General features: G+C 52.6%; 22 protein-coding genes, 1 tRNA gene and 3 pseudogenes. 11 read left to right on the top strand and 15 right to left on the bottom strand.

Annotation, left to right across the window (positions count from 1 at the left end; translation table 11 throughout):
- Window positions 1-96 precede the first annotated feature (96 nt).
- Window positions 97-1,077, top strand: a complete 981-nt coding sequence (locus AC790_RS12760) for a GlxA family transcriptional regulator (RefSeq protein ID WP_049852021.1) — start codon at window positions 97-99, stop codon at window positions 1,075-1,077.
- 78 nt (window positions 1,078-1,155) lie between these two features.
- Window positions 1,156-2,166 carry a type I glyceraldehyde-3-phosphate dehydrogenase gene (gene gap / locus AC790_RS12755; RefSeq protein WP_049852020.1) on the top strand — a complete coding sequence of 337 codons (1,011 nt, stop codon included), beginning with the start codon at window positions 1,156-1,158 and terminating at the stop codon, window positions 2,164-2,166.
- Window positions 2,167-2,237: 71 nt separating this feature from the next.
- Here gap and phoA read toward each other — a convergent pair whose 3' ends face one another.
- Window positions 2,238-3,644 carry an alkaline phosphatase gene (gene phoA, locus AC790_RS12750; RefSeq protein WP_049852019.1) on the bottom strand — a complete coding sequence of 469 codons (1,407 nt, stop codon included), beginning with the start codon at window positions 3,642-3,644 and terminating at the stop codon, window positions 2,238-2,240.
- A 245-nt stretch (window positions 3,645-3,889) separates the two neighbouring features.
- Between phoA and AC790_RS12745 the strand changes: the two genes are divergently transcribed.
- A tRNA-Ser gene (locus AC790_RS12745) sits at window positions 3,890-3,977 on the top strand.
- A gap of 375 nt (window positions 3,978-4,352) precedes the next feature.
- Here the strand turns inward: AC790_RS12745 and AC790_RS24890 are convergent.
- From AC790_RS24890 to AC790_RS12730, 3 genes and pseudogenes are all read right to left on the bottom strand, one after another.
- Window positions 4,353-4,529, bottom strand: a complete 177-nt coding sequence (locus tag AC790_RS24890; protein WP_161804880.1) for a hypothetical protein — start codon at window positions 4,527-4,529, stop codon at window positions 4,353-4,355.
- A 119-nt stretch (window positions 4,530-4,648) separates the two neighbouring features.
- Window positions 4,649-5,911 (bottom strand): annotated as a pseudogene (gene umuC, locus AC790_RS12735) (translesion error-prone DNA polymerase V subunit UmuC).
- Complete coding sequence (locus AC790_RS12730) at window positions 5,911-6,150, bottom strand: hypothetical protein (RefSeq protein WP_049852017.1); 240 nt, start codon at window positions 6,148-6,150, stop codon at window positions 5,911-5,913. Before AC790_RS12730 ends, umuC begins: the two are co-directional and overlap by 1 nt.
- Window positions 6,151-7,036: 886 nt before the next feature.
- On the opposite strand from AC790_RS12730, the gene AC790_RS12720 reads away from it, so the two are divergent.
- On the top strand, window positions 7,037-8,044 hold the full coding sequence (locus AC790_RS12720) for an acyltransferase (RefSeq protein WP_049852015.1): 1,008 nt from the start codon (window positions 7,037-7,039) through the stop codon (window positions 8,042-8,044).
- Window positions 8,045-9,151: 1,107 nt separating this feature from the next.
- Here the strand turns inward: AC790_RS12720 and AC790_RS24885 are convergent.
- From AC790_RS24885 to istB, 3 genes and pseudogenes are all read right to left on the bottom strand, one after another.
- Entirely contained in the window at window positions 9,152-9,937 is a 786-nt protein-coding gene (locus AC790_RS24885) for a hypothetical protein (RefSeq protein WP_049852014.1), read from the bottom strand.
- 55 nt (window positions 9,938-9,992) lie between these two features.
- The gene (locus tag AC790_RS12710; RefSeq protein WP_049852013.1) at window positions 9,993-10,697 is read right to left on the bottom strand and encodes a host specificity factor TipJ family phage tail protein; all 705 of its coding nucleotides are present in this window, start codon (window positions 10,695-10,697) and stop codon (window positions 9,993-9,995) included.
- A gap of 378 nt (window positions 10,698-11,075) precedes the next feature.
- A pseudogene (istB, locus tag AC790_RS24225) lies at window positions 11,076-11,857 on the bottom strand (IS21-like element helper ATPase IstB).
- A 74-nt stretch (window positions 11,858-11,931) separates the two neighbouring features.
- On the opposite strand from istB, the pseudogene AC790_RS25125 reads away from it, so the two are divergent.
- Window positions 11,932-12,075, top strand: a pseudogene (locus AC790_RS25125) (integrase); the annotation flags it as partial.
- Window positions 12,076-12,479: 404 nt separating this feature from the next.
- Window positions 12,480-13,328: a sugar phosphate isomerase/epimerase gene (locus tag AC790_RS12690; protein ID WP_049852011.1), complete on the top strand. Its 849-nt coding sequence runs from the start codon at window positions 12,480-12,482 to the stop codon at window positions 13,326-13,328.
- A gap of 6 nt (window positions 13,329-13,334) precedes the next feature.
- On the opposite strand, the gene AC790_RS12685 is transcribed toward AC790_RS12690, so the two are convergent.
- From AC790_RS12685 to AC790_RS12670, 4 genes are all read right to left on the bottom strand, one after another.
- Complete coding sequence (locus AC790_RS12685) at window positions 13,335-14,315, bottom strand: LacI family DNA-binding transcriptional regulator (RefSeq protein ID WP_049852010.1); 981 nt, start codon at window positions 14,313-14,315, stop codon at window positions 13,335-13,337.
- A 98-nt stretch (window positions 14,316-14,413) separates the two neighbouring features.
- Window positions 14,414-15,565 (bottom strand): Gfo/Idh/MocA family protein, encoded by a 1,152-nt coding sequence (locus AC790_RS12680; protein ID WP_049852009.1) that lies wholly within the window; start codon window positions 15,563-15,565, stop codon window positions 14,414-14,416.
- Window positions 15,562-16,632: a sugar phosphate isomerase/epimerase gene (locus tag AC790_RS12675; RefSeq protein ID WP_049852008.1), complete on the bottom strand. Its 1,071-nt coding sequence runs from the start codon at window positions 16,630-16,632 to the stop codon at window positions 15,562-15,564. The genes AC790_RS12680 and AC790_RS12675 overlap by 4 nt, the downstream gene beginning before the upstream one ends.
- Before the next feature lie 16 nt (window positions 16,633-16,648).
- Entirely contained in the window at window positions 16,649-17,884 is a 1,236-nt protein-coding gene (locus tag AC790_RS12670; protein ID WP_049852007.1) for an MFS transporter, read from the bottom strand.
- Window positions 17,885-18,107: 223 nt separating this feature from the next.
- On the opposite strand from AC790_RS12670, the gene AC790_RS12665 reads away from it, so the two are divergent.
- Together AC790_RS12665 and AC790_RS12660 are read left to right on the top strand one after the other, a co-directional pair.
- Window positions 18,108-18,446 carry a helix-turn-helix domain-containing protein gene (locus AC790_RS12665; protein ID WP_049852006.1) on the top strand — a complete coding sequence of 113 codons (339 nt, stop codon included), beginning with the start codon at window positions 18,108-18,110 and terminating at the stop codon, window positions 18,444-18,446.
- A gap of 107 nt (window positions 18,447-18,553) precedes the next feature.
- Complete coding sequence (locus tag AC790_RS12660) at window positions 18,554-18,802, top strand: hypothetical protein (protein ID WP_007886457.1); 249 nt, start codon at window positions 18,554-18,556, stop codon at window positions 18,800-18,802.
- 207 nt (window positions 18,803-19,009) lie between these two features.
- On the opposite strand, the gene AC790_RS12655 is transcribed toward AC790_RS12660, so the two are convergent.
- On the bottom strand, window positions 19,010-19,336 hold the full coding sequence (locus AC790_RS12655) for an EthD family reductase (RefSeq protein ID WP_007886456.1): 327 nt from the start codon (window positions 19,334-19,336) through the stop codon (window positions 19,010-19,012).
- Between the two features lie 105 nt (window positions 19,337-19,441).
- Window positions 19,442-20,440: an LLM class flavin-dependent oxidoreductase gene (locus AC790_RS12650; protein ID WP_082204285.1), complete on the bottom strand. Its 999-nt coding sequence runs from the start codon at window positions 20,438-20,440 to the stop codon at window positions 19,442-19,444.
- Window positions 20,441-20,639: 199 nt separating this feature from the next.
- On the opposite strand from AC790_RS12650, the gene AC790_RS12645 reads away from it, so the two are divergent.
- Window positions 20,640-21,551 carry a LysR family transcriptional regulator gene (locus tag AC790_RS12645; protein ID WP_049852005.1) on the top strand — a complete coding sequence of 304 codons (912 nt, stop codon included), beginning with the start codon at window positions 20,640-20,642 and terminating at the stop codon, window positions 21,549-21,551.
- Here the strand turns inward: AC790_RS12645 and AC790_RS12640 are convergent, their stop codons facing one another.
- Both AC790_RS12640 and AC790_RS12635 read right to left on the bottom strand, forming a co-directional pair.
- Window positions 21,552-22,658 carry an alkene reductase gene (locus AC790_RS12640; RefSeq protein ID WP_049852004.1) on the bottom strand — a complete coding sequence of 369 codons (1,107 nt, stop codon included), beginning with the start codon at window positions 22,656-22,658 and terminating at the stop codon, window positions 21,552-21,554. It abuts the gene before it with no gap.
- 110 nt (window positions 22,659-22,768) lie between these two features.
- Window positions 22,769-23,947 carry an MFS transporter gene (locus AC790_RS12635; protein ID WP_049852003.1) on the bottom strand — a complete coding sequence of 393 codons (1,179 nt, stop codon included), beginning with the start codon at window positions 23,945-23,947 and terminating at the stop codon, window positions 22,769-22,771.
- A 278-nt stretch (window positions 23,948-24,225) separates the two neighbouring features.
- On the opposite strand from AC790_RS12635, the gene AC790_RS12630 reads away from it, so the two are divergent.
- Together AC790_RS12630 and AC790_RS12625 are read left to right on the top strand one after the other, a co-directional pair.
- Window positions 24,226-25,122, top strand: a complete 897-nt coding sequence (locus AC790_RS12630; RefSeq protein WP_049852002.1) for a LysR family transcriptional regulator — start codon at window positions 24,226-24,228, stop codon at window positions 25,120-25,122.
- Window positions 25,123-25,433: 311 nt separating this feature from the next.
- Window positions 25,434-26,276: an SDR family oxidoreductase gene (locus AC790_RS12625; RefSeq protein WP_049852001.1), complete on the top strand. Its 843-nt coding sequence runs from the start codon at window positions 25,434-25,436 to the stop codon at window positions 26,274-26,276.
- The last annotated feature ends 383 nt before the right edge of the window (window positions 26,277-26,659 follow it).

The raw sequence follows: 26,659 nt of genomic DNA, 5'->3' as shown, positions 1-26,659 counted from the left end.
ATTTATTGCGCAATAAATTGCGCCGCTACAGATTGTGCAAAAGATTGACTTCATGCGACACTTTGGCTTATTTCGTTAAAGTGTCTTTTTTACGCCATGAAAACCTTTCTGATTATTGTGCCCGACGGCGGCATGCTGTTCGAAGCGGCGGGCATCGCCGATATCCTGATGCGCGCCAATCAGCATTTACCGGCGGGCGTCGATCAACCACGCTATCGCGTTAGCCTCGCCACCACCCAATCGCATCAGGTGATCCACGGTCAATCCGGCCTCAACCTGTTAGCCGACCTAAAACTGGCGGACGTTGATCCGCGCACCGCCTGGGACACCATTATGATCACCGGACGCGGCGACAGCGCTGAAGAGGGCAATATGGTGGTCGATTTCGTTAAGCTGGCGGCACCGCAGGCGCGCCGCGTGGTTTCGGTGTGCGGCGGCGCGATGCTGCTGGCCGAAGCGGGCCTGCTGGAGGGTCGCCGCGCCACCACGCACTGGCGCCTGCTCGATACCCTGCAAGCGCGTTTTCCGCAGATCCAGGTGGAGGGCGGTCCGCTGTATATTCAGGATGGTCCGATCTGGACCTCCGGCGGCGTCAGCTCCGGCTTTGACCTGACGCTGGCGCTGGTGGAAGCGGATTGCGGCTTCAGCGTAGCGCGCAATATTGCGCAGGACATGGTGATGTATCTGCGCCGTCCCGGCGGGCAGATGCAGTTCAGCCGCTTCCATCTGCAATCGCCGAGCGGCATCGGCCCAATCAGTGAACTGCAACGCTGGATCCGCGCCAACCTCGCCGAGGACCTGGCGGTGGAGAAGCTGGCCGAGCGCGTCGCCATGAGTCCGCGTAATTTCACCCGCGTTTTCACCCGCGAAACCGGCGCACCGCCCGCGCGCTATGTGGCAGAAGCGCGTCTCGCCGCCGCGCGTGAGCGTTTAGAACAAACTCATGACACGCTTGAACGCATCGCGCTGGCGACCGGCTTTGGCAGCAGCATCAATCTACGTCGCTGCTTTGAACGTCAGCTGCATCTCACGCCAGGCGAATATCGCCAGCGCTTTCACTGCAAAAAGTTGGCGTAAAGTGATCGTTATTTGGCGTTTACGCCAACGCGCCATCGGCCTAGAGTGACTCCAGCATAATCGGAAAAGGAGTCAATCATGACTAAGATCGGCATTAACGGCTTTGGCCGTATCGGACGTAACGTTTTTCGCGCAGCACTCGGCAGCGACGATATTGAAATCGTCGCCATTAACGATCTCACTGACAGCAAAACCCTCGCCCATCTGCTGAAACACGACTCGCTGCTCGGCCGCTTGCCCGCTGAAGTAGAAGCGGGTGAAGGCGAACTGCGTATTGATGGCAAATCTGTGCGCGTCTTCAGCGAGCGCGATCCGGCCAATATTCGCTGGCAGGATGTCGGCGTCGATATCGTGATTGAAGCCACCGGCTTCTTTACCGAGCGCGACAAAGCCGCCGTGCATATCACCAGCGGCGGCGCCAAACGCGTGATTATCTCCGCGCCCGGTAAAAATGACGACCTGACCATTGTGCTGGGCGTTAACGATCAACGCTACGATCCGCAGCAGCACTTTGTGGTGAGTAACGGCAGCTGTACCACTAATGGCTTAGCGCCGGCGGCGGCGGTGCTGCATCAGGCATTTGGTATCGAGCACGGGTTAATGAACACCACGCACGCCTATACCAACAGCCAGGTGCTGCACGATCAGCCAGAGAAAGATCTGCGCGGTGCGCGGGCGGCGGCGCTGTCGATTGTGCCTTACTCCAGTGGTGCGGCGAAGGCGCTGGGGCGGGTGATTCCTGAGCTGGATGGTCGTTTGACCGGCTATTCGCTGCGCGTGCCGGTGCCGGTGGTATCGATTGTCGATTTAACCGTGACGCTGAAACGCGATGTCACTGCAGAAGAGGTGAATAACGCCTTTAAAGCCGCGGCGGCAGAAGGTCCGCTGAAGGGGATTCTCGGATACAGCGACGAGCCGCTGGTATCGAGCGATTATCAGGGCGATGCCCGTTCATCGATTATTGATGGGCTTTCGACGCTGGTGATTGGCGGCAATCTGGTGAAAATCCTCGCCTGGTACGACAACGAATGGGGCTTCTCTAATCGTCTGGTGGATTTAGCGCGCCTGATGGCGAAACGTGGATTGTGATTTTAGGTGCGCATCAATGCGCACACTACGAAAATCGTAGGGTCGCCATTTATGGCGACCGTTTTAACACCTTACTGAAGTCCCATTGCGTCCTTCAGGGTAAAGAACAGATCGGTCTGATCGGTTAATCCCACCACGTTCGCCGCATGCGGACCGTACGCTGCGATGCGCACCTGCGTTCCGGTGTGCTCCTGCGAATCCTCTTCTGAATTGCCGTAGCTGATGGTCATCACCGCGCCATCTTTGGTATTCACCGCTTGCGTCAGACCGGGCGCTTTGGTGCCGTTTTCCACGATTTGGCTGCTGTGGGCGTGATCGGCGGTCACCACCACCAGCGTATCGCCGTGCTCGCGCGCAAACGCCAGCGCTTCCTGCACCGCTTCATCCAGATCGACGGTTTCACCAATCTGACCGCACGGATTGGCCGCGTGATCCTGCTTATCAATCGATGCACCTTCCACCTGCAAGAAGAAACCTTTGTCGTTAGTGCTCAGCAGATTGATGGCTTTTTTGGTCATCTGCGCCAGCGTCGGCACGGAAGCCGGACGATCTTTGTTCACCTCGCAGGTCACCACCGGTTTATCAATGTTGCCGTGATAGCTGGCCTTTGGTCCCTGCCAGCGCACCGGCATGTTGCCATCGGCGAACAGACCCAAAACCGGTTTGCTCTGATCGGCCTGTTGAATGGCATTCATGTCCTGCAGATTATCAATCCACTGATAGCCCAGCGCCTGCGCCTGTTCACGCAGGGTTTTGCCCTGATACTCGCCGGCTTTCGCGGTTTCGCTAAAGGATTTCGCACCGCCGCCCAGCGTGACATCTGGGCGGGTTTTCAGCATCTGTTCAGTAATCGATCCTTTACCGCCCTGCTCCAGCGCGTTGCCCGGGCACAGCTCGCTGGTTTTCTCCGGGCCGTAGCATTTGCGCGAGGTGACATGCGCCATTAACGCAGCTGGCGTGGCATCCTGCAGTTCAGCGGTCGAGACGTTGCCGGTGGCTTTACCGGCGGCTTTCGCCAACTCAAGAATCGTCACCTGATCTTTGCCATTAACATCGACGCCAATCGCACCGTTGTAGGATTTGGTGCCGGTAGCCCACGCGGTGGCCGACGCAGCTGAATCCGTCACGTAATTAGGCTTGTGGGTTTTCTTGTCCAGCGAGTAATGGGTATATTGGCCGGTGAGCGGTAATGCATCCAGGCCAGGGAAGAAACCGCCAGCGCCGCGCGCCTGGTTGCGTGCCGCAGTAATTTCCGAATCGCCCATGCCGTCACCAATCAGCAAAATCACGTTTTTCGCGGTGCTATTGATTAATGAGGCTTTCAGCGCCTCGGTTTGATCGCCGGTAAGACGACGCGCCCCGCCGTGTTCGGTCACATCACCGGTGGCGGCGCGTGAATAATTGGACTCTTCTGCCATTGCTGACGTCGCGACCAGAGAAGCCAGCAGCGTAACCGTAAAGAGAGGTATGTGTTTCATTTATAAGCATCCTTATCCATAGATATAACCAAATGTTTCCGCAGACAAGTCTGCGACAATGCGGTGACATTTTTGTGACGGAAAAGGAATAGTTTGATGACAGAATCAGACATTCTGAACAGGGGAAAGGCAATCCGCTCAGAGCTTAAGCGGATAGAACAAAAGGAGAAAATAGCGCTTGACCCTTTTCAGCGATCTCCCTATAGTAGCGCCCCGTTGACCCAGCGCGGTTGGCAAAAAAATGTGGTGAGGTGTCCGAGTGGCTGAAGGAGCACGCCTGGAAAGTGTGTATACGGCAACGTATCGGGGGTTCGAATCCCCCTCTCACCGCCACATTCTAAAGAAGAGTCTGAACTTACGTTCAGACTTTTTTTTTGCCTATTCTGCAGAGAGAGGGGGTGAGAAGCCCCGACAGGGTTCGACAACTGGCGCAGCCAGTTGGACAGCGGAGCCTGCGACGCTGCCCGCAGGGTGAGCGTCGCGAATCAATTCCCCCTCACCCGCCATACTAAGTAGGACGTTTCGTGGATAACCCCCTCTTGTAACCTGACTCCAAAGATTACAGCGAGACAACTAACTACATAAAAGTACAAAATAGTGCACGTGAAATGCACGTACATCTTGGATGCAAAGAAAAAGCCTCTGGTTAACGCCCGAGGCTTTTCAGTTTGTGTCTAATTGGTTCAAGATATTTCATCACATTGCCAATTAAATCGTCGGCCTGTCATCCTCATGCACTGTCGAGATTTCATGCGTCACTTCCCCCACCACTGCAATATCTTTCAGCAGGTCATCCATCAGGAATGCGCCATCATCGGTAATGATTCGACGCGGCTTAATCATGATCATCGCCCACTCATACATTCCCGACATATCTATCAGCACAGTGTCACCGTTTATCGAGTAACGCTGCTTATCGACTATGCACCTGCGGCCGTTCAACTCCACCATGCTGGAAGTTTCGCTGGTAGATAAAATGTACTGTAGCGGCTGAAGCAGGAACGTCACTTCGCCACGGGCAGGTCTGATAGTCTGGTGGTGTATGCCGGCGACAACATTTCGCGCTTCATCTCCCAGGATTTCTGAATACCCTGTCCTGCAAACCATAATTTACCCTTCCCGCTCTGGTTGAGGCCATCAATGACACGCATCAGTGATTCGCTGTTGGCCTGTGGTTTGAATTCATCAAAGAGAATGAGCTGAGAGACACGCCCTGACTGTAAAAGTCGCCGAGCATCACGCCTGCTTTCATATACCGGCACCCGTCGCGCCATATGTGGTCGAGTCCCTGCATGGCAACGCGGATGATGTCTCGCGTGTCATTAGTCGGAGTGCGCAGCTTGCCCATTGCCTGATTGCCGTAGAACACCTATCCCTCGGCATGAGGGCTGGTTCTGACGAATACAGCTACCTGACTGCAATACTGACGCTCTCTTCTTAGCTTCTCGGCAGCGCGTTCTGCATAGGAGCAAACCGCCTGACGCATATCCATGTACTCGGTGATGCGTGAGCCGAACGAGCGAGAGCAAACGATCTGCTGCTTTGTTGGCTCGAACTCTTCCAGTTCGAGGCATGGCTCGCAGCGCAGCTCACGTACCGTGCGCTCAAGTACGACATTGAAATGTTTACGGATAATGTAGGTGGTTTGCTCTGACAGGTCTTTAGCGGTGATGATACTCATAGCGTTGAGCTTCTTGCTGATGCGCCGTCCAACGCCCATACCTCTTCTGCGGGAACGAGAGCCATCAGCTTTCGCTGCCGATCGACATTCGACAGGTCAACGACTCCACCGGTCTGTGTCCACTTTTTGGCAGCGTAGTTGGCGAGCTTGCCCAGTGTCTTAGTCTGTGCAATGCCGACGCCTACGGTCAGGTGAGTATTACGCTTTACCGTCTCTCGCACCTCACGCCCGAAATCTTCCAGAACCCGGCAATTGCGAACGCCGGTCAGGTCCATGAATGCTTCGTCGATTGAGTAGACCTCGACTGACGGCGCCATTTGCTCCAGCGTTGTCATAACCCGGTTCGAAATGTCGGCGTACAGCGCATAGTTGCTGCTGAACACGTGAATTTTGTGTTGCCTGATTTCATCCTTCAGCTTGAAGTAAGGCGCTCCCATTGGGATTTTCAACGCTTTGACTTCGGCGCTACGGGCAATGACACAGCCGTCGTTATTACTCAGCACCAGAACCGGCTTACCGCGCAAGTCTGGCCTGAAAACCGTCTCGCAGCTGGCGTAAACGAGTTCACGTCAACGAGCGCAAACATTACTCGCCACCATTGGGATTGAACACCTGAAACGTGCGTTCTTCATCATCTGCGACTGAGATGTCGCGGAACGTCGTAGTGTGCATCTCGATCCAACTATTGGCTGCCCGAAGCGTGTAATGCCAGTTGAGCCGCTCCAGTTCGCTCACAAAGTCGAGCGTGCTGATAGTGAAGCGGCCTGATGCATCTCGTTTTATAGCCTGCTTGAAAGCCATCATGATTTCGTAGTCGCGAGGCATGGTAATCTCCCTCCCTGATAGGTGCTGTATATAAATACAGTAATATCGATCGGTAGAACTGATCAAGGCGGAACGGAAGAGGTTTTTGTAAAGCGATTGGCGGATAACGAATTTTATTTTTCTGACTGCTCGTTTTTTGACAACGCGGAAGGGAAATCTACGATTAAATAGCAACGCTTGGTTGCCATTACAGGGGATGTGATTGTATGGAAAGAGTTTTAGGTGGGATGCTCATCATTGCCAGCCTGATGACTTTATCAGGATGCTATCACTCGGAGCGACCGATTGGAGCGGATGGGCGCCCTAATGTACAAACCGAGCAGCCCGTACCGGGCGGCCCAATGAGTAAAGGCCCAGTTGGCCAGCCACAGGCATAATCATATTACAGCAGGCGCTAATCAGTGCTTGCTGACCCCAAAGAGATACATCGCAAGTTCCGCCACTCCGTTCCGCATCTTCAAACATGCCCGCAAGGTATTCGACCAGTGAATCATTGGTGATTTGAATTCCCTCTTCCAGCATGACAATTACCGCCTGCCCTATTACGGTACGCGCCGCATCAAAGGCAAGGTCACAAACTTAAATGTCCATGCATCCTACTATTGTGGAGGCTTTACCGTACGCCTGCGCGGGAGTAATGGGATAAGAAACGGCTCAAATGGTCTAACCGAGCAATGAGCAAACCATAGCTAGCATCCTTGCGTCTGCATGACTAATCCATACCATTAAATTTAAGATATTTATTTTTGGGATATTTGATTGCAACTAACCTACAAACAACTTTACATGATTATTGATTTGATAATACTATCAACATCATATGGAATTTCATATACTAATGGCATTCCCACGTAATATTTAGTTTGCATATTATAAAGGTGTCGCAGTGAATGTGTTTAATAGAAATGCAGATTTAATCAGATCCGTCGCTGTTTTTTCCGTTGTGCTATTGCACACAGTTGCATCGCCTTTTAAAGAATGGACTGACAACTGGATGCAATTTAATATCATCATTAGTGCTTCCAGGTGGTGCGTACCAGTGTTGTTTATGCTGTCAGGCGCACTATTAATTAACAAAGAAGAGCCATTAAAAACTTTTTTTCTTAAGAGAGCATCTAAAATACTTATACCATTGTTATTCTGGTCTTATGCGTACATTTTTTTTGCTAGGAACTTTCACTATCTCGATCCAGCACATGCGAACCCCAACGTGTATATTGAGCCTTGGCTAATAATGAAATATCCTGCATATTTTCACTTGTGGTTTTTATATGCAATAATCAGCGTCTATCTTATGATGCCGTTACTGAGGTTGATAGCAAAAAACACACATATAACTATTTATGCGCTATGCATGTGGTTTTCATGGTTTTCAGTTTTGCCATTCATTCAGTCTTACGGTTATTTGACTGGCAATGTTTTTTTCATTTTAAAGCTTGACGTCATATCTCTGTGGGCAGGGTTCGCTTTACTGGGCTTCTTTCTGCAAGAGCACTCTATCAGGTTAAAACTTCGGTATGGCATTTTATTAATGATAGGCGGTTTGTTTTCAACTATCCTTCTTACATATATGGCAAGTAAAGATGGAGTACCAAAGGAAATTTATCAATCATATTTCATGCCAAACATCATAGTAATGTCATCAGGTGTTTATATTTCACTTTTAAAGTGCAAAAGCCCACCTGCGGTCTCTACCGTCATTTCAAAGTACAGCTTTGGCGTTTACCTTTGTCACATGCTCGTCATGCCGTTTGTATGGAGATTAATAAGCAATGAAAATGTTGTCAAGCATGGTGCGACTTTAGCAATTCTTTCCTCCGTTACAACCTTCCTGATTTGCCTGTTAATCTGTCGTATTATTACCAATATACCATTTTTAAGAAGGGTCATTTAGTGACCCTTTCCATAATAAGAGCTGGTGACAAATCTTATTAATGGAGATCCGCTTACTGCTGTAACTTGTATGCCAGTCGCAAGTATCCTGTATGCGATACTACTTGAGCCTGATATAGTCAACACAGTGAGAGAGTGTGATGATAAATGATTCATATCATCTGTATCATACACATCTCTAACTATTGGATTTGTTGCGCTAGTATTTGTGATTTCCACAACCAGCTTATTCAAATTAAGAATTCCTGACACTGGAATAATACCTACCACTGCTTAAGCAGTAGATTGATATAGAGCTGGCGATGTTAACCTGCTTAGCTTATGAAAAAAGAAAGGCGTTGCGGAGTTTCATATACATAACAAATTGCCGATTTTGGTGATGCAAGGTCACTTGAGTCATAGTAAAACTTGCAAACAGCCCTGTAATTTATAATTTATAATTTATAATTTTCATAATCTCCAGAATGCCATATTGCATTCCAATTATTGATTGCAGGTTTGGTGTATCAGAAGATATGACCTGAATTAGCCTGCTATTATCAACCATTGTATTTACGACTAACTGAATACCTCCAGTTGAAAGCTGTGAATCTGCAATACCTACCTCAACTATGCCATAGTAAAAAATCTCATTTAGGCTCTAACTTGCCTCCACCTCCTTGCCTGATAAAGACTTATCCTCAACCAATAAATTCAACTTTTCAGAAATATAGCATGATAAAGTTAAAGTATTATTTACACAACTGACACCCTGATTTTCGTATACTTGCGTTGAACAAAAGTTAGCAACGAAGCTAGTTTTATAAAATTGCTTAGCCTCAATTAACGTGCCTGATAAGATGTTTTATATAGAGTGGCGATGTTTCTGTTAGCTATTTGATCACCTGAGAATGACCCTCCTGCAAAGAATATTAACTCTCCATTATGGATTGTAATGCCCTGTATATAGCATTGTCTGATATACTTCCTGAACATCTCAGATCGTCTTATTACACCCGCACCAGGTTTTAATATAGCCAAGTATCCAAATTCAGCAGTTGAAACGTTTGTATCAACATTCTGCATCTGGTAGATATACTCACCATCCCAACAGAAAGGATAGTCTTTCCTAAATCCAGGAGTAGATAGTGTTGTTGATTTTCCTTTTACAAAACTGTACCTGATGTTCTCCCCCATCATTATTTCCGCCGACCATTATAGTGTCGTCATCTATAACAGCTATACCTTGCAAATGTGAAGACGTAATGGTTCCAATGTCGATACTACTGAAATCTGATTTAAGTATGCGTTTTACGTGCCCAAGGTGGTTATTGTCGTAACCAATGAACCAGAACTTATCTGACTCAGATAACCCCTGAGCATAATCTGTCCCTATAATATCTTCAGAGTATGCGATACTAAATCTAGAAGGGATGGTATCAACTGATTTATGCAAAGAATTTAATTCATACTGAGAATTTTCACCTGACTCTGTACCGATTGCAGATGCGCCATCACTAGAAGCGATCAATGACCTTAGCGCTGAATCACCTACAGCTATCCACGAATTTACTCCAATACCATCACTTCCTAAAGGAGTCGACCTGGCAGCAACCGATTTAGGCAATTCTCCATTCCATCGGTAATATTCACCATCTGTCGTGTCTTTTAGGATCTGATTTGGCAGTGTCAGTGTCGCGCCTGCTTGAAAGGTGCCTACAGAAATCCAGCCAAATTCTGCGATGGCCTGCTGTGCCAGCCAGCGTAAGCCTTCGATAGTGTAATGATCGGCGCCGAAGCGATCCTGATACTTGAGAGCCAGCGACGTTACAAACTCATTGATTTTTCCTGCATTGAATTTCAGGTCGCGCCGCGATTCACTCGGCACAGCGTTGGTAGTAGGTTGCGTAGCCATATTATTCCCATAAAAAAAGCCAGCTCAATGGCTGGCCTGATTGGATTAAGTTCTGTCAGGGATAAATTAGGTCGCTGTATTCCGCGAGTTTTAGTGCCGTAGTTCCGTCGCTGTTGGGCTGTTTCTCACTGATGACCCAACGCGTAGCATCAAGCTCTTCCATTGTGGTAATGACATACCGGAATGGTGACTGAACGTCATAACCGTCAAATATGTTTAGCTCCATAGCCGGAGCTGCAGCCGTAAAGCCAAAAGCAGTGTTGTCGATCGGAGCGGCTGCATATCGAGATGATGTATTGCCAAGCGAGTCAGTGATGACGACATACATCGAACCAGAGAAGTTGATGCGCTCACTGGTTTCGAAGTAATTACCGACTCGCGACACGATGTAACCGGCCTGCTGATTGGTGTCGTAAGTGTCCGGCACCTGAACCATATCGCCTACGTTCACCCACTCTCCATTTGCCAGCGCGGTAATCGCCATGCTCATGCGCGAGTACAGCAATCGCCTGCATTCTTTCTGTGCGCGGTAATCCGCCTGGAATGAATCGCAGATATACATCATCTCGAACTTCTTCGCCTTGGTGGGCTGCCCAAGCTCGATTTGATTATTGCGGACACGGTAGCGGACAAATGCCTGTTTGTTGGTGACCGGGTCGCGATACTGAATCTCCACGCCGTCGTAATCGCCCGGCAGAGACATCTCGTAGCTAAGGGAATATCCGCTATCAACCGTGTTGGAGCGGTTGAAGACTGTCACTGCTCGATCGCGTTCTCATCCAGCGTGAACGAGAGAACGCCATCATCCCAGAAGACGCTCATCCCAGCCGCATCGCATATGGTTTCCATGCGCGAGCCCAGAGATACATCTTCATCGTCAAAGGTGTAATCGCAGTAACCAAGGCGGACGTCTTTGGCATCAATTTTTGCCTGTATCTGGTACAGACCATAAATGTCGATGCTGTTCTCCGCCTGACCTCCAACTGTCAGCCAGTTGAATATCGCGATATCCGCAAACTTACGTGATGGCCGCAGCGCATAATCAACCTTCTGGGTCGTGCTGTTGTAGCGATGTCAATATCGGTTTATAAGTTATCCACTTTTCACCAACACTAACGGTCCAATATTGATCCTCGTTTTACTCCGGATTAGCCTCAGCTATTACTCCGGCTTTCCTTTTCTGCTTCAACCGATAACTCTCTCCTTTTATTTGCACAACATGTGAGTGATGTAAGATGCGATCAAGCATTGCTGATGTCAGTGCTGCATCTCTAGCGAACGTCTGATTCCATTGTCCGAACGGCAGATTTGAGGTCAGGATCATTGCACTCTTCTCATAGCGTTTCGCGATAACCTGGAAGAACAGTTTGGTTTCTTCCAGGCTGAACGGCAGGTAACCTATTTCATCTATAATGAGCAGCTTCGGGGCCATCACACCACGATGCAGCGTATTTTTGTAACGTCCCTGCCTTTGCGCCGTCGACAACTGGAGCAGCAGATCTGCGGCCGTCGTAAAGCGAACTTTGATGCCCGCTCGCACAGCTTCATAGCCCATCGCGCTAGCCAGATGGGTTTTCCCCACGCCCGATGGGCCGAGAAGCACGACATTCTCATTGCGTTCGATAAAGCTCAGTGAGCGCAGCGACTGAAGCTGTTTCTGGGGGCTCCCGTTGCGAAGGTAAAGTCATACTCCTCGAAGGTTTTCACTGCCGGGAAGGCTGCCATGCGCGTATACATTGCCTGTTTACGCTGATGTCTCGCCAGTTTTTCCTCGTGCAGCAGGTGCTCCAGGAAGTCCATATAACTCAACTCCTGCTCGACCGCCTGCTGCGACAGTGCCGGCGCGGCGCTGATAAGGCTGTCCATCTGGAGCTGCTCTGCCAGGGACATCAGTCGTTGATGCTGCAACTCAACCATCACGCAACTCCCCGACTGAAGGAGTCGTAAGCCGACAGTGGATGATGAAGAGGATGCGTGTCGAACACTGTCAGGCTATCAGCGCCGGAGTAAACCTTTTCTGGCTGTGCAAACAAATGGGTCACAAAGGGCCGGATATGCTGTTCAGAAATCACGGCTCATCCCTATCTGGCTATGACGGTCAATTGACTCGGCCAGGGGTCAAAACTGGCAGCGAATAACGCCTCTTTTTTATGAACAATGCACGTATAATGCACGCGCTAAAGGATCGTCAAATGATTGATAATATATTCAATAGGTTAGAAAGAATTGTGCGCGGGTTCGAATCCCCCCTCTCACCGCCACATTCTAAAGAAGAGTCTGAACTTACGTTCAGACTTTTTTTTGCCTATTCTCTTCAAAAACGTTGAAGCTGGGCGTGCTTAAGCCATCCCGTTCTGCGAATTCTCTCCCTTATCAATCGTTAAAATTTTACCAGTTGCACTCTTTCACAACGCCATGTCGTCACAATCAGGCTGATTTGAACTCCATCACATTTTTGCAAAAACTCAGCGCGATTTAAAAGTAATCGATTACTTTCTATTGTAGCTTTGTAATCGATTACTTTTAACTTTATGGAGAGACTATGTTAGCCCGATTACTCATCAGTAGTTGCCTGGTGGCGTCTGCTGCGCTCTGCTCGTTTTCTGCAGCGGCCGCTGAGGTGGATAACGAAATTGCCCTGCAGATGTATACCCTGCGCAACGTTGGTCCGGCCGAGAAGCAGTTTGCGATGGCGCATGAAGCTGGCTTTAAACATGTTGAAATCGTCGGCACCCATGACCTAAGCGCTAAACAACTCAGCGCCTTGCTGGAGGAAAATCACCTCACCGTCACGTCATCGCACGTTCAGCTCGCTGCCCTGGAAAACGATTATGCGCAGACCGTTGCCTTTAATAAATCGGTCGGCAACCGCACCATCATCGTGCCGTGGATTGAACCGGAAGATCGCCCAGACAGCACACAAGGCTGGATAGATTATGCCCAGCGCCTGGACGCAATGGGCGCCAGATTGCGCCACGACGGCATACAGTTGGGCTATCATAATCACAACTTTGAGATGAAAAAGTATGCTGGCATAACCGCGCTGGAAATCATCCTGAATCACACCTCGCGTGAAAATCTGAAGCTGGAGATGGATGCCGCCTGGGTATCGCGCGGTGGTCAGGATCCGGTGCGTTTTCTGCGGGCATATCCGGGCCGGATTTACGCCATCCACGCCAAGGACAATGCCTCGATCGGTATCCGTGATGATGAAATGAACTTCGCGCCACTGGGTGAAGGTCTGCTGGACTGGTCAGCAATTCTGCCTGCGGCAAAGGCTAGCGGGGTGAAATGGTTCATCATCGAACATGACAAACCCAAGGATGCTTGGAGCATAATCACCACCTCGCTGCGCAACCTGCGCACAGCGCTGCAAACGCTGCCGCACTAAGCTGTTTTAGGCACTGGCACGCTCAATCAGGTGCCCCTGCATAATCACCCGTTCCGGTGCGGAATCTGGTTGGTCAATTTTGTGCAGCACCAGCCTGCAGGCCTGGCGGCCAATGTCGCGTGAAGGCTGCGCCAGCGTGGTCAGCGGCGGCGTGACCATCTCGGCCAGTTCGGTACCGTCGAAGCCAGCCACGGCAATATCCTCAGGCACGCTGAGTCCTGCCGCCTGAATCGCCGCCATCGCCCCAGCCGCCAGCGTGTCTGACACCGCAAACACCGCATCCGGGCGTTCCTCACCGGCTAGCAGTGCCATCATGGCGTGTTTACCGGCGTTGAAGCTCAGCTCGCTGGCATAACCGATTGCCTGCCACGCCAGCTGATGCTGTTCCAGCTGTTGCAGATACCCCTGCTGGCGTAGGCGGGCATATTTATAGCTGAGATCGTGATTGATCAACGCAATACGTTTTCGCCCTTTATCCGCCAGATAGCGCACCACCTCCTGCGACGCATCGCTGTCGTTAATGCCCACGCAGGAGATCTCTCCGGCATCGGCATATTCGGCGCACTGCACCCACGGCGTGCTGGCTATTAGATGACTTAATTCCGGTAATTTACTGAAGGCGTCCATGGTAATGATGCCATCGACCATTTTGCCGGAGAGCAGTTGCAGGCTGGAACGCGAGCGCTCGATATCTGAGCCGGAGTTGCACAGCAGAATGCGGTAGCCGTTCTTCTCCGCCTCTTCTTCGATACCTTTCACCACCTCGGCACAAAACGGGTTCGAGATGTCGGAGACCATCACCAGAATCATCGAGCTGCGGGCGGTACGCAGCTGGCGCGCCAGCAGATTGGGCTGGTAGTTGCTCTCTTTAATCGCCTGCAGCACTTTCTCGCGATTTTTGTCTTTAACCGTGTCGCTGTTATTCAACACGCGTGACACCGTGGCGACGGAAACGCCCGCCAGACGAGCGATTTTTTGAATGGACATGGCAGCAACTCATACGAAATCAGATGACACGCAGGCTACCATAAATCTGCGTGAACAATAAGTTAGCCCGACCAGCGCGCTGCCGTTCGGGCTAAGCGTCAGGCGCTGACGCGCACCCAGCGCTGCTGCTGATGGCTCTGCACAATGGCATCGACAATCGCCATCACCTGCGCCCCATCGTGGAAGGTGGCAAACCCAGCCGCCTGGGTTGCGGGCGGTTTGCCCTGCTCCACCGCCTGATAAAACTGCTGCATCATCGCGCGGAACGCATCCGGCCAGCCTTCAATGTGTCCGCCGGGAAAACGCGCCCGGCCCGCCACATCGGGATTCATCAGCGCGGGATCGTCCGACAACAGCTGGTTAGCCTTATGGCGATGTCCCAGCCACAGCTGCTGCGGCGTTTCCTGATCCCAGGCCAGCGCGCCCAGGCTGCCGTTAACTTCCAGGCTAAGGCGATTTTTACGCCCGGCGGACACCTGCGACACGCTGAAACTGCCTTTGCTACCGTCGTCAAACCGGAACAGCACAAAGCCCATGTCCTCGGTGGTCACCGGGCGCGATTCATATTGCGTTTCGTCACCCTGCGCGCCGAAGGTGGCAGCACCGGCAAGGCTGGCCTTGCGCGTCGGCCAGACAATCGACAAGTCGGCCATCACCTCAACAATTTTGCGTCCGGTGACGAACTGGATGGTATCGCACCAGTGCGAACCAATATCCGCCACCGCGCGGGATGCGCCGCCTTTCTCTGCATCCACTCGCCAGTTGTAGTCGGTCTCTTCCAGCATCCAGTCCTGCAGATAGCTGCCCTGCGCCGAGAACAGTCGCCCCAGCTGTTGATAACGCACCATGCTCGCCGCCTGCTGCACCATGGCAAACTGGCGGTAGACAAAGCTGACGCCGTGCACCACGCCCGCCTTTTCAGCCAGTTCCACCAGTTCGTGCGCTTCATCCATGGTCATGCACAGCGGCTTTTCCGAGAACACATGCTTACCGGCGCCAATGATCTGCCGGTTGATCGCGGCGTGCAGATGGTTCGGTGTGCAGTTATGTACCGCGTGCAGACCTTCATGCTGTAAAAACGTCGCCACGTCACTGTAGGCGTGCGGCACATTGAGTTCTGCCGCACGCGCGGCAGCGCCACTCTGGCTGGCATCGCATATCGCCACCACGTTGATGTTGCCGAGGCGGCGCAGCGCTTCAATATGCGCGGGGCCAATAAAGCCGGTGCCGATAATGCCTACGTTGATCATTTAACACTCCCCTGTTCCAGACCCAGCTGTGCCCGCACGCTCGCCTGCTGGTCGCCCTGCGCGGCAAAATCATCAAAGGCGCGATCGGCCACCGGTATAATGTGACGCTGAATAAATTCGGCGCCTTCACGCGCGCCGGTTTCGCTCTCTTTTAAGCAGCACTCCCACTCCAGCACCGCCCAGCCATCGTAGTCGTACTGCGCCAGCTTGCTGAAGATCCCTTTGAAATCGACCTGGCCATCGCCCAGGGAACGGAAGCGGCCGGCGCGATCGATCCAGCGCTGATAGCCGCCGTACACGCCGCTGCGCCCGTTAGTCAGGTACTCGGCGTCTTTTACGTGGAATGCTTTGATGCGCTGATGGTAGATATCAATAAACTGCAGATAATCAATGTGCTGCAGCAGCAGATGGCTGGGATCGAACAGAATGTTGCAGCGTGGATGATGATTCACGCCAGCAAGAAAACGTTCAAAGGTCACGCCATCGTGCAGATCTTCGCCCGGATGGAGTTCATAACAGACGTCAACGCCATGACGATCAAACTCATCCAGCACCGGCAGCCAGCGGCGCGCCAGCTCGGCGAACGCCTCTTCCAGCAGCGCCGGATTGTGTGGCGGCCACGGATAGAGATAGGGCCAGGCAAGCGAACCCGAAAAGGTCGCGTGCGCGCGCAGCCCCAGCTTCGCCGATGCCGCCGCCGCCTTTTTCACCGTCTCAATCGCCCATGCCGTGCGCCTGGCGTTATTGCCGCGCACCTGCGCCGGCGCGAAGCCATCGAAGGCCACGTCATGCGCCGGATGCACGGCAATCAGCTGCCCTTCAAGATGGGTTGATAACTCACTCACCTGAAGATCGTAGGTTGCCAGCAATCCGCTGACGTCATCGCAATAGGTCTGGCTGGTTGCCGCCCGATCCAGGTCAAAAATCGCCGGATGATTGCAGGGGATCTGCAAAGCCTTGTAACCCAGTGCCGACGCCCATTGCGCCAGACCTTCCAGCGAATTAAACGGTGCCTGTTGTCCGATAAACTGCGACAGAAAAATACCCGGTCCTTTTAACGTTTTCACGTACACCTCCAGTTAATCAAGCCGCTTCATCCCGATATTTAAAGGTGAAGAGGAAAAGAATGGCGATCGCCGCCGCCGCAACGGCGGGGATCCACCAGAAAGTTGCCCAGTTTTCTGCGCTGGCCTGGCCGGCGATCAGGCGGTTATACAGCGCGCCGGAAATCTGCGAGCCCAGCAGCATGCCGATGCCGTAGGTGAACATCACCACCATGCTCTGCGCCTGCCCCTTCACCTTTTCGCCCGCGATGCGGTCGGTGTAGATGAAGCCCACCACGAAGAAGAAGTCGTAGCAGATGCCGTGCAGCAGAATACCGAGATAGATCAGCGCACGGCCCTCGTCGCCCATGCCCATGGCGAACAGCGCGTAACGCACAAACCAGGCCAGCATGCCGACCAGCAGCATGTATTTCACGCCCAGACGGCGGAACAGCAGCGGGATCACCAGCATGAAGAAGATTTCAGACATCTGACCAAACGACATGGCGGTGCTGACGTTGCTTACACCGGCATCGGCCAGCCATGACGCGGTATAGGCGTAATAAGTGCCGAGCGGAATAGAGATCAGCGTGGCGCAGAGTGCGAAGACAAAAAAGTGGCGGATTTTTAGCAGTGCGAAGGCATCTGCGCAGAACAGATCGCGCACTTTCAGTGGCATACCTTTCGCCGGTGCCGGCGTATGTGGCAGCGTCAGGCTGTAAATCGCCAGCGCCACAGAGCAGATGGCCGCAACGATAAAGACCGAGGTGCTGGCAGAAATGCCGGTGAAACCAATAAAGATGCCGGCCACAATCCAGCCGATGGTGCCGAATACCCTGACCACTGGAAAACTTTTATCGCTGTTGCTCAGGCTGTGGAAGGCGATGTTATTGGCCAGCGCTAAGGTCGGCATAAAACACAGCGTGTAGCCAAACAGCAGCGCGATAAGCAGCGTACCGTTTTCAGCCGCCAGCGCAGAGGGCACAAACCACAGGATCACCGCCCCCGCCAGGTTCATCACCGCCATCACTTTTTGCGACGGGAAGAACCTGTCTACCAGCATTCCCAGTACAAACGGTGAGAGGATGGAGGCGATCGGACCGGCCGAAAACGCATCGCCGATCAGCAGCGACATGTTGTGTTGCGTCATCACCAGTCCGAGCGTGACTGACCAACTGCCCCAGATGAAGAACTGCATAAACATCATGAGAGAGAGCCGGGGAACCAAAAGCCGGTGCTGAGTGATAACAACGTCGGTACTTTGTGATGTCGACATGGTGAACCTTCCCAGAGAAAAGTAATCGATTACATTTAGGTAAAGCACGAATGTAATCGATTACTTTATAGGTTACATTTAGGTAGATCACACTTTTGCATATCCCTTACACAGCCGGTCGCCTCTGAGGAATGAGGGCTCATCCGCATTTAATCTAAATATTTATCAGCCAGTTAATCTCAGTGCAGATTGATGGAATTTATTTGAGAAGCGAGAACATCCCGTGGTTGATTCACAGAAAATTATTGAAGGGCTGACGGATTGGATCAATCTCCGTCTCAGTGAACCTCTCACCATTGACAAGATCGCCCTTCGATCGGGCTATACAAAATGGCATCTGCAGAGAATGTTTCGGCGTGTTAAAGGGACAACGCTGATTGCGTATATCCGCAATCAGCGTCTGGAAAAAGCGTATGCAGAACTCCTGCAAACCGCAGACAGTCTCAGCACCGTGGCGCAGCGCAATGGTTTTAATTCACCCGAATCTTTCAGCAGGGCGTTTACGCAACGATTCATTCTCACGCCAACTGAATTTCGCCGCATACATAATAGTGCTGATTAATTACGGTAAATCCTGAGCTTTTAGGATTAAGCGCCGTGCGATTCCCCCGCTAACGTCTACAGTCACGGGTGAGGTTATTATTCATTCGTACTAATGGAGGAATTTCTGTGTTATTTCAAAACCACGAGAAAGGTCACGCCATTATTGGCGAAGCGGCACTGAGCCTGGCGCTGTGCGAGAAAGAGATCAGCATTGCATCACTTTTCGCGCAGCTTGGTCGCATGGCGAAATCGGAGAACAGCACCTTACGGTTGCAGCAGATCTATAAAGCCAGAGACTGGCTGATGAGTTTTGATTCACCCGAGGTCGCCGAAAAGCAGGTGCCGTATCTGCAGACCCTTGCGGGCCTGAACTGAGCGCTGAACTAACCGTTAACGAACTGATGCCATAGGAAGTAGTCCGGCTCCGGCCGGAAAACGACGAAGCGAATGACCTCATCGGTAACGTGCGAACGTATACCGGCCGGAGAACCTGTCAGGGACGACCCTCTCCTTACTGCTTTTAAGCAAAAGTAAGCGTTGCGCCTCACCCTTCCCTGTCCATTATCAGCAGTACGATAAACATTAACGCTTTCTGATTTCAGTAATGTAAGTAACGGCGACGTGGTCGGCGAAATTGGGCACGTCCTCATAGGCTTCGATACCTGTCGGGGAGCTGAACGCAGCGATTGCGTCTTCAAGCGAGTCAAACCATAACTCTGAAAATCCATCGACGGGTGAGTCAGGATATTTTTCGCGATCCACAGGATTCAGAACATAGCCGCGTAGCCCCGGCAGCCGCAGGGCAATTTCTGTATGAACCTCATCCCAGTGCTTTACGAACTCTTCAAAGCTTTGTCCTTTTTTACGGGTGATAAAGCCGACGTGCTTAAAACCTTTAGTGGGTGTCATAACGCTCTCCTGAGAGATTAATGTTTGATAGCGACTGAATTAAATTACTGACTTACCGCTCAGCTAACGCTGCTGTGAGGCTGACGCAGGCACAGCTCCCCCTCCTCAGCTATTCCAGCAGCCCGCGATCAGTTGATGCGAACGGATACGCGCATCGGCGTCGTGGATCCAGGAGTTCACCATGATTTCGTCCGCGCCGGTGCGGCGCACCAGATCCTCAAGTCCGGCACGCACCGCGTCAGGCGTGCCCCATATCGATTCGCGTAACTGAGTCAGCACCCGCTGCGCCTCAGTCGGGTGCCAAAGCGCATTCATGTCATCAACGGGTTTGGGCAGCTTCATATCTACGCCGCGTCCCAGGTTGACGAACTTCTGCAACTCGGTGGTGGCCAGCCGGTCTGCCTCTTTCTGCGTTTCCGCCGCCACAACGTTTACGCACACCATGACGTAAGGCGCATTGAGGGTTTCTGACGGCTTAAAACCGGCCCGATAGGTATCAATGGCCGCCAGCATGGCATCGGGCGCAAAGTGAGAGGCGAAAACCAGCGGCAGACCTTTCTGTGCCGCCAGCTGAGCGCTGAAAGTACTGGAACCCAGCAGCCAGAGCGGAATACGCAGTCCGGCGCCCGGTACCGCCGTCACGCGCTGGCCGGGACGCGGCTCGGCGAGAAAATGCTGCAACTCTTCCAGCATGTCGGGGAAGTCCAGACCTCTTGCCCGACTCTCACGCCGCAGCGCCTGCAGCGTTTCCTGATCGGTACCGGGCGCGCGTCCCAGCCCCAGATCCACGCGGCCCGGATAAAGGGTTTCAAGCGTACCAAACTGCTCAGCGACGACGAGCGGCGCGTGATTCGGCAGCATTATGCCGCCCGAGCCGATGCGGATTTTATCGGTGCGGGCACCAATGTGGCTCAGGATCACCGTTGTGGCGGCGCTGGCGATATCCACCATATTGTGATGTTCGGCCATCCAGAAGCGATGATAACCGGCGTCTTCAGCCGCTCTGGCCAGACGCACGCTGTTGTGGATAGCGTCAGCCAGGCTGTGGCCTTCGGTAATCGGAGCCAGATCCAGCAGTGACAGAGGGATGTTCGCGTCTTTCATGAAGATTTCCTTAGCCTCGTTTCAGTGGTTACGTGGCGAAACAGTAAGTTCGGAAATCACTATGATTGTTTTCCCCATGATGATAAATCCGCTTTCAATCGGATCTGTGTAGACATAGATTCTATAATTAACCGACGACATTCGGTGTATGGTAGCGTCGGTAAACCAGGCAAACCTGTCAGAGACACGAAGATAAACCATGAGAAAAACCGATCATCTGGGCGGGATCACCGCATTTGTCACCACGGCGCAGCTGGGCAGCTTTACCGCTGCCGCTGAGCGTCTGGGGCTGACCAAATCTGCGGTAGGCAAAAGCGTCAGCCGGCTTGAGGATCGCCTCGGCCTTAAGCTTTTTCAGCGCTCCACGCGCCGCCTCAGCCTGACGCCGGACGGCGAGCGATTTCTGAACAGCTGCCAGAACGCCATTGATATTCTGGAGCAGGCGGAGGCCGAGCTGACGTCTCATATCTGCCAGCCCGCCGGCAGACTCCGCGTGGATTTACCCGCCGCCTTCGGGCGGCAGCGTATATTGCCCGTCCTGCTGCAGATTACGCGCAACTATCCTGAGCTCGCCCTGACGGTGACCTTCAGCGAGCGGTTTGTCGATCTTATCGAGGAAGGCATTGATCTGGTTATCCGCATTGGTGAGCTGGCCGACAGCAGCGGTCTGGTCGCCCGCAGGCTGACCACCCAGAAACTGGTGATCTGCGCCTCACCCGACTACCTGCTTTATCATGGCACGCCGGTCACGGCGGACGCGTTAAGCGAACACCAGTGCGTGGTCGGGTTTCGCCGCAATCAGCCCATTTCCTGGCTGCTGAAGGACGTGGAGGGAGAGATAACACGGTTCATACCGCCTGCCACCCATGAATTTGCCGACGGGGATGCGATGCTGACCGCCACCCTGGCGGGATGTGGTCTGTCGCAGCTGCCGATATGGCTGGTCGGTGACTATCTGGCAAGCGGCGAACTGCAGGAAGTTCTGCCGGGCCACTCCGGTGGAGAGATGCCCATCAGCGCGCTCTGGCCAAAAAGCCGTCAACTGCTGCCTAAAATCCGCTATGTCGTGGACACGCTGGTTCAGGCGGCAGAAGACGGCGCGCTCGACTGATCAGGCGAGTTCCTGGTACGCAGGATAGTCGGTATAGCCCTCTTCCGAACCACCGTACATTGTAGCCCGGTTGACTTCACTCAGTGGCCAGCCGTTCGCCATCCTTTCCACCAGATCCGGGTTGGCAATATAAGGCCGCCCGAATGCAATCAGATCGGCCTTGCCCTGCTGCAGGTAGCTTTCGGCAAGCGCCTTATCAAAGCCGCCGGCGATGATCAGCGTGCCGTCATAAGCGGCGCGGAATTTCTCAATGAAACCGGCGGGGATCGCCTGCTCACCCAGCGTCTGCTGATCGCTGAGGTGCACATAGGCCAGAGAACGGCTGCTGAGTTTTTTAGCCAGCAGCAGCCAGGTCTCCTCTTCACCCGGAAAGGCGTGCATATCAAACAGGCGACCAAAAGGCGCCAGCCGGATGCCGGTTTTATCTGCGCCAATGGCCTGCGATACCGCGTCGGTTACCTCAAGCACGAAGCGCAGACGGTTTTCATGCTGCGGGCCGCCGTACTCATCGGTTCGGGTGTTCAGTCCGCCGTTAATGAACTGCTCCAGCAGATAGCCGTTGGCGGCATGAATTTCAACGCCGTCAAAGCCCGCGCGGATGGCATTTTTTGCCGCGTTGACGTAGTCCTGAACCACAGCGCTGATTTCTGCCGGGGTCAGCGCACGCGGCGAAGACACTGGCACCGGACCGGCATTTCCCTGCTCATCGCGCGCATAGCAGGTTGAATTTTCTGCCCTGACGGCAACAGCGCTGACGGGGAGCTGGCCATCCTGCTGCAGGCTGGTATGAGAGATGCGCCCCACGTGCCAGAGCTGCAGGTAAATCCTGCCGCCCGCCGCGTGCACGGCACGGGTGGTTTTTTCCCAGCCCTTCACCTGTTCGTCATTATAAATGCCCGGCGTGAAGAGATAGCCCTGACCCTGCACGGAGATCTGCGCCCCTTCGGTGATAATGAGGCCCGCCGAGGCCCGCTGCTGATAGTACTTCGCCGTCAGCTCGTCAGCGGTATCCCCCGCCCTTGCCCGTGAACGTGTCATCGGTGCCATCACCACCCGATTATTCAGCGTGATGTCACCGAGCGGGTATGAGGTAAACAATTTGTCCATATTTTGCTCCTTTCAGTAGACACCTCCATGATGGGTGCCGTGAGCAGGTTAGGGAACACCTGTCTGTTCCGAACAGATGTTCCATAAGTTCTACATTAATGCGGCTATGCTTACGCCAGCTCTTGCGCAACAGGTGCCGTTTTCACATCAGCGCGGTGCTTGATGACGATGCTGGCGAACGCCAGCAGAGCAAAGATCACGCTGCTGAGCACCACAGAATGGGTACCGAGGCGGGCAATAAACCATCCGCCCGTCAGCGAGCCAAGCGTGATCCCCAGGTTAGAAAATGACATGTACAGGCTGTTGGCAAACTCTGGCGCCTCGCTGGCTTCACGCATCAGCCAGGTCTGGCTGACCACCAGCCCGGATGAGTGAAATGCACCCCAGAATACGGTCAGCAGACACATCGCCAGCGGCGAAAAGCCCAGCAACCACACCAGCAGGAAAACCAGCGTGTAAAGCAGCGGATAGACATGGGTGGTTTTCACCACGTTTTTCTGCAGCAAGCTGCTGAAGACAAAGTTACCGGTGAAACCACACAGACCAAACAGGATAAGCATTGCGCTGATGGCGTTATTGCTGAGATGCGTCACCCGCGCCAGATAATCAGCAACGTAGCTGAAGCCGGAGAACATCGCGGCAAACACCAGCGTAACGGTGGAGATGGTCAGCCACAGCTTGCCATTGCGCAGCACGGAAACCTGGCTGGCATAAGACACCTTATGTTTCGCCGGCATTGAAGGCATGAAAAGCAAGACGCCAACGAAAGCCACTACACAGGCAGCGGCGCCGAAGTAGAACGCGGCCGCCAGCGAAAGATGATCTGCAATGAGTGAACTCAGCGGAACGCCCAGCACCAGACCAATCGCCACCCCGGCAAATACTTTTGCGGCTGCGCCAGCGGCTTTTTCTTTCGGCACCGAGCTGGCGGCCACCACCAGCGCAACGGCGAAGAAAACCGCATGCGCCAGCGCCGGCAGAATACGGAATAGCAGCATTAGATTAAACACGTCGGTGGTGGCATAGATCAGGTTGGAAATAATGAACACCACCAGAATGCTTAGCAGCACCGTTTTCTTATTAAAACCTGACAGCATCAGGGTAATAAACGGTCCGGTGATGGCCACGATGATGGCATAAATACTGACGAGGAAGCCGACCTGCGTGGGCGTCACGTGCAGCTGTGAGACCAGTTTCGGTAACAGGCCAATGATGGCGATTTCGGTGGTGATCACGCCGAAAACGGCGACAGACAGCGCGAGTAAAAGCAGTGAGCTTTTATTTTGCATAACATACCCTTGTGGAAGAACTGCAAATGAAAAAAGGCAAGCCAAATAGCTGGACGTAACCTCAATGCGTTATGGCCGGAACGTAACGGAGGCGCATCATCGCGGACTTTCACAATCGGGGAAATAGGCGTACTGGCGTTACAGAGGGGACATAAATTCTTCAATAACGTTATTTATCGGGTGATGACGCTTTAATTCATAGCCATCAATAATATCAGCACGCTGAATAAAATTATTAAATGGTATATTCAGCGCTGATTAACAAAGCAGGGTTATCAATGCGCCGGAAGAATATCAGCGATTATCAGGCTTTTATCGCCGTTGCGCGCGAGCAAAGCTTCACCAGAGCCGCGGCTCAGCTGGGCGTATCGCAATCCGCTCTGAGCTACACCATCAGAACGCTTGAAGCGCATTTAGGGTTGCGCCTCCTGACACGTACCACCAGAAGTGTGTCTGTGACGGAAGCCGGCGAGCGCCTGCTCAACCGTATCGGTCCACATTTCGATGATATTGAATATGAAATTGCATCGCTAAGCGGAATGCGGGAAAAGCCAGCCGGTACAGTACGCATTACCGCCGTGGAGCATGCAGCCGAAACGCTTCTCTGGCCAAGGCTTGCCCCGGTGCTGCAGGAATATCCGGATATCAATATCGAAATCATCAGTGAGTACGGCCTCAAAGATATTGTCGCCGAACGTTATGATGCTGGCGTAAGGCTCGGTGAGCAGGTCGATAAAGATATGATCTCTGTCCCTCTCGCAGCAGACTCCCGCTTTGCCGTTGTAGGTTCACCCGCTTATTTTGCTGATAAACCCTTGCCACTGACTCCGCGCGATCTCAATGCCCACAGCTGTATCCGCTTACGGTTACCGACGCATGGCGGTTTTTATGCATGGGAATTTTATCAGCACGGCAACGAAATCAAGGTTCGTGTTAACGGTCGCGGGACGTTTAGCACCATCAATATGATGCTGCAGGCCGCGCTGGATGGGATCGGACTCGCTTATCTTCCTGAGGATAGCGTTGAAGCGTTGCTTGAGAAGGGGCAGCTGATCAGGGTACTTGCTGACTGGTGCCCGCCCCGACCGGCCTATCATCTTTATTATCCCAGCCGCCGGCAGCACTCCCCCGCTTTCCAGCTGGTGCTGGACGCCCTGCGCTACCGCAGGCGCTAGTTCTCACCGTCCAGGTCAGGATTAAGAAAATAGCCTTCTAAGCTTATGCAAAATTAAGCGTCTAATCACTTAATCCTGCAGGCAGTACGATGACTGACAGAAACGACACGTTATCTTTCCCCCGTCGTGAAGCCGTCATCGTATCCCTGAAGGAGTCGGACAATGAGCAAAACCCTAGGCGGGCTAAGCCGCCCGTCAGCTTGCCCCCTTTCTTTCGCCAAAATCTGGCCAGCAGCTAACCGCTTAGCAAGCACGTAAAAATCAACGCAACGGCCATCACCGTTTTTTGAACCCTATCTGGAGAGACATTAATGACAGATAAACAAGTTTGGCTGATTACGGGGGCCGGTCGCGGCCTGGGTCTGGATATTGCCAGAGCAGCCTTGGCCGCTGGCCACACCATGGTAGCGACAGGGCGCGATCCAGCAAAAGTCGCCAGTGCACTCGGTGAACATGATTCACTCATCACTCTCAAACTGGATATCACCCGCTTTGCCGACGCTGAACAGGCAGTGGCAACTGTTACTGAACAGTTCGGCCGGATCGATGTGCTGGTCAATAACGCCGGTAATTTTTACGCCGGATTTTTTGAAGAGCTGAGCCAGAGCCAGGTGCGTAACCAGATGGAAACGCTGCTCTTTGGCCCTATGAACGTCACACGAGCGGTATTACCGGCGATGAGAAGCCAGCGGTCTGGCCTTATTATCACGTTATCGTCGACCGCGGGCATTACGGGTATCGCATTTTGCAGCGCGTACAGTGCGGCAAAATTTGGTGTGGAGGGCTGGATGGAGTCTCTGGCGCTGGAGGTGAAGAAGTTTGGCATTAACAGCATGCTGGTTGAGCCCGGATTCTTCCGCACCGAACTGCTTTCTGATGACTCAACCCAATATGCGGAATTGTCCATCCCTGACTACGCCGCAGAAACCCAGGCAACGAAATCAGCCTGGCGTGGCATGAACGGTAAACAAGGTGGCGACCCGGAAAAATTAGCCGAGGCCCTGATAAAGCTTGCCGGGCTTGAGAACCCACCAGCGCGTTTCGCGGCCGGCGCGGATGCAGTTGAAACCTTCGAAGCGAAAGCCAAATCACTCAGTGAACAAGCTAACGCGCTGCGTGATTTGTCATCGTCATTGTCATTGGATGCTGATTAACGTTGATCTTGAAAAGGATGGGCAGCGCGCTGATTGCCCGCCCCGCATATTGACTTCCGCGCGTCGGCATAACTCTTAATGAGTTTTCTGATTATTTACCAGGTTTGTTAAGAATGCCCCATAGCCAAGTGACGACGAATATCCGCAAGTGACATCTTACGCAAGACGTAATGGCTCCCATCCGAAATACCTGCCAATACATAACATTTACTGATTTGTGCCATCATTTTATTACGCCGGCCATTTACATTTATTTAAATTAGTAAAGACAAGCAGACAAGACTGCTAAACCGCACATCAAAAACGCATTCTTTAAATTAAAAAAAGACACACAAATATCTTTTTTATATCGTTTTAAGCCACTAAACAATCAAACCAGGATA

This window comes from Pantoea sp. RIT-PI-b (assembly GCF_001187905.1).
Taxonomy (GTDB): domain Bacteria; phylum Pseudomonadota; class Gammaproteobacteria; order Enterobacterales; family Enterobacteriaceae; genus Pantoea; species Pantoea nemavictus.
The sequence above is the reverse complement of the archived record's forward strand: the minus strand, read 5'-3'. Positions and strand labels throughout refer to the sequence as shown.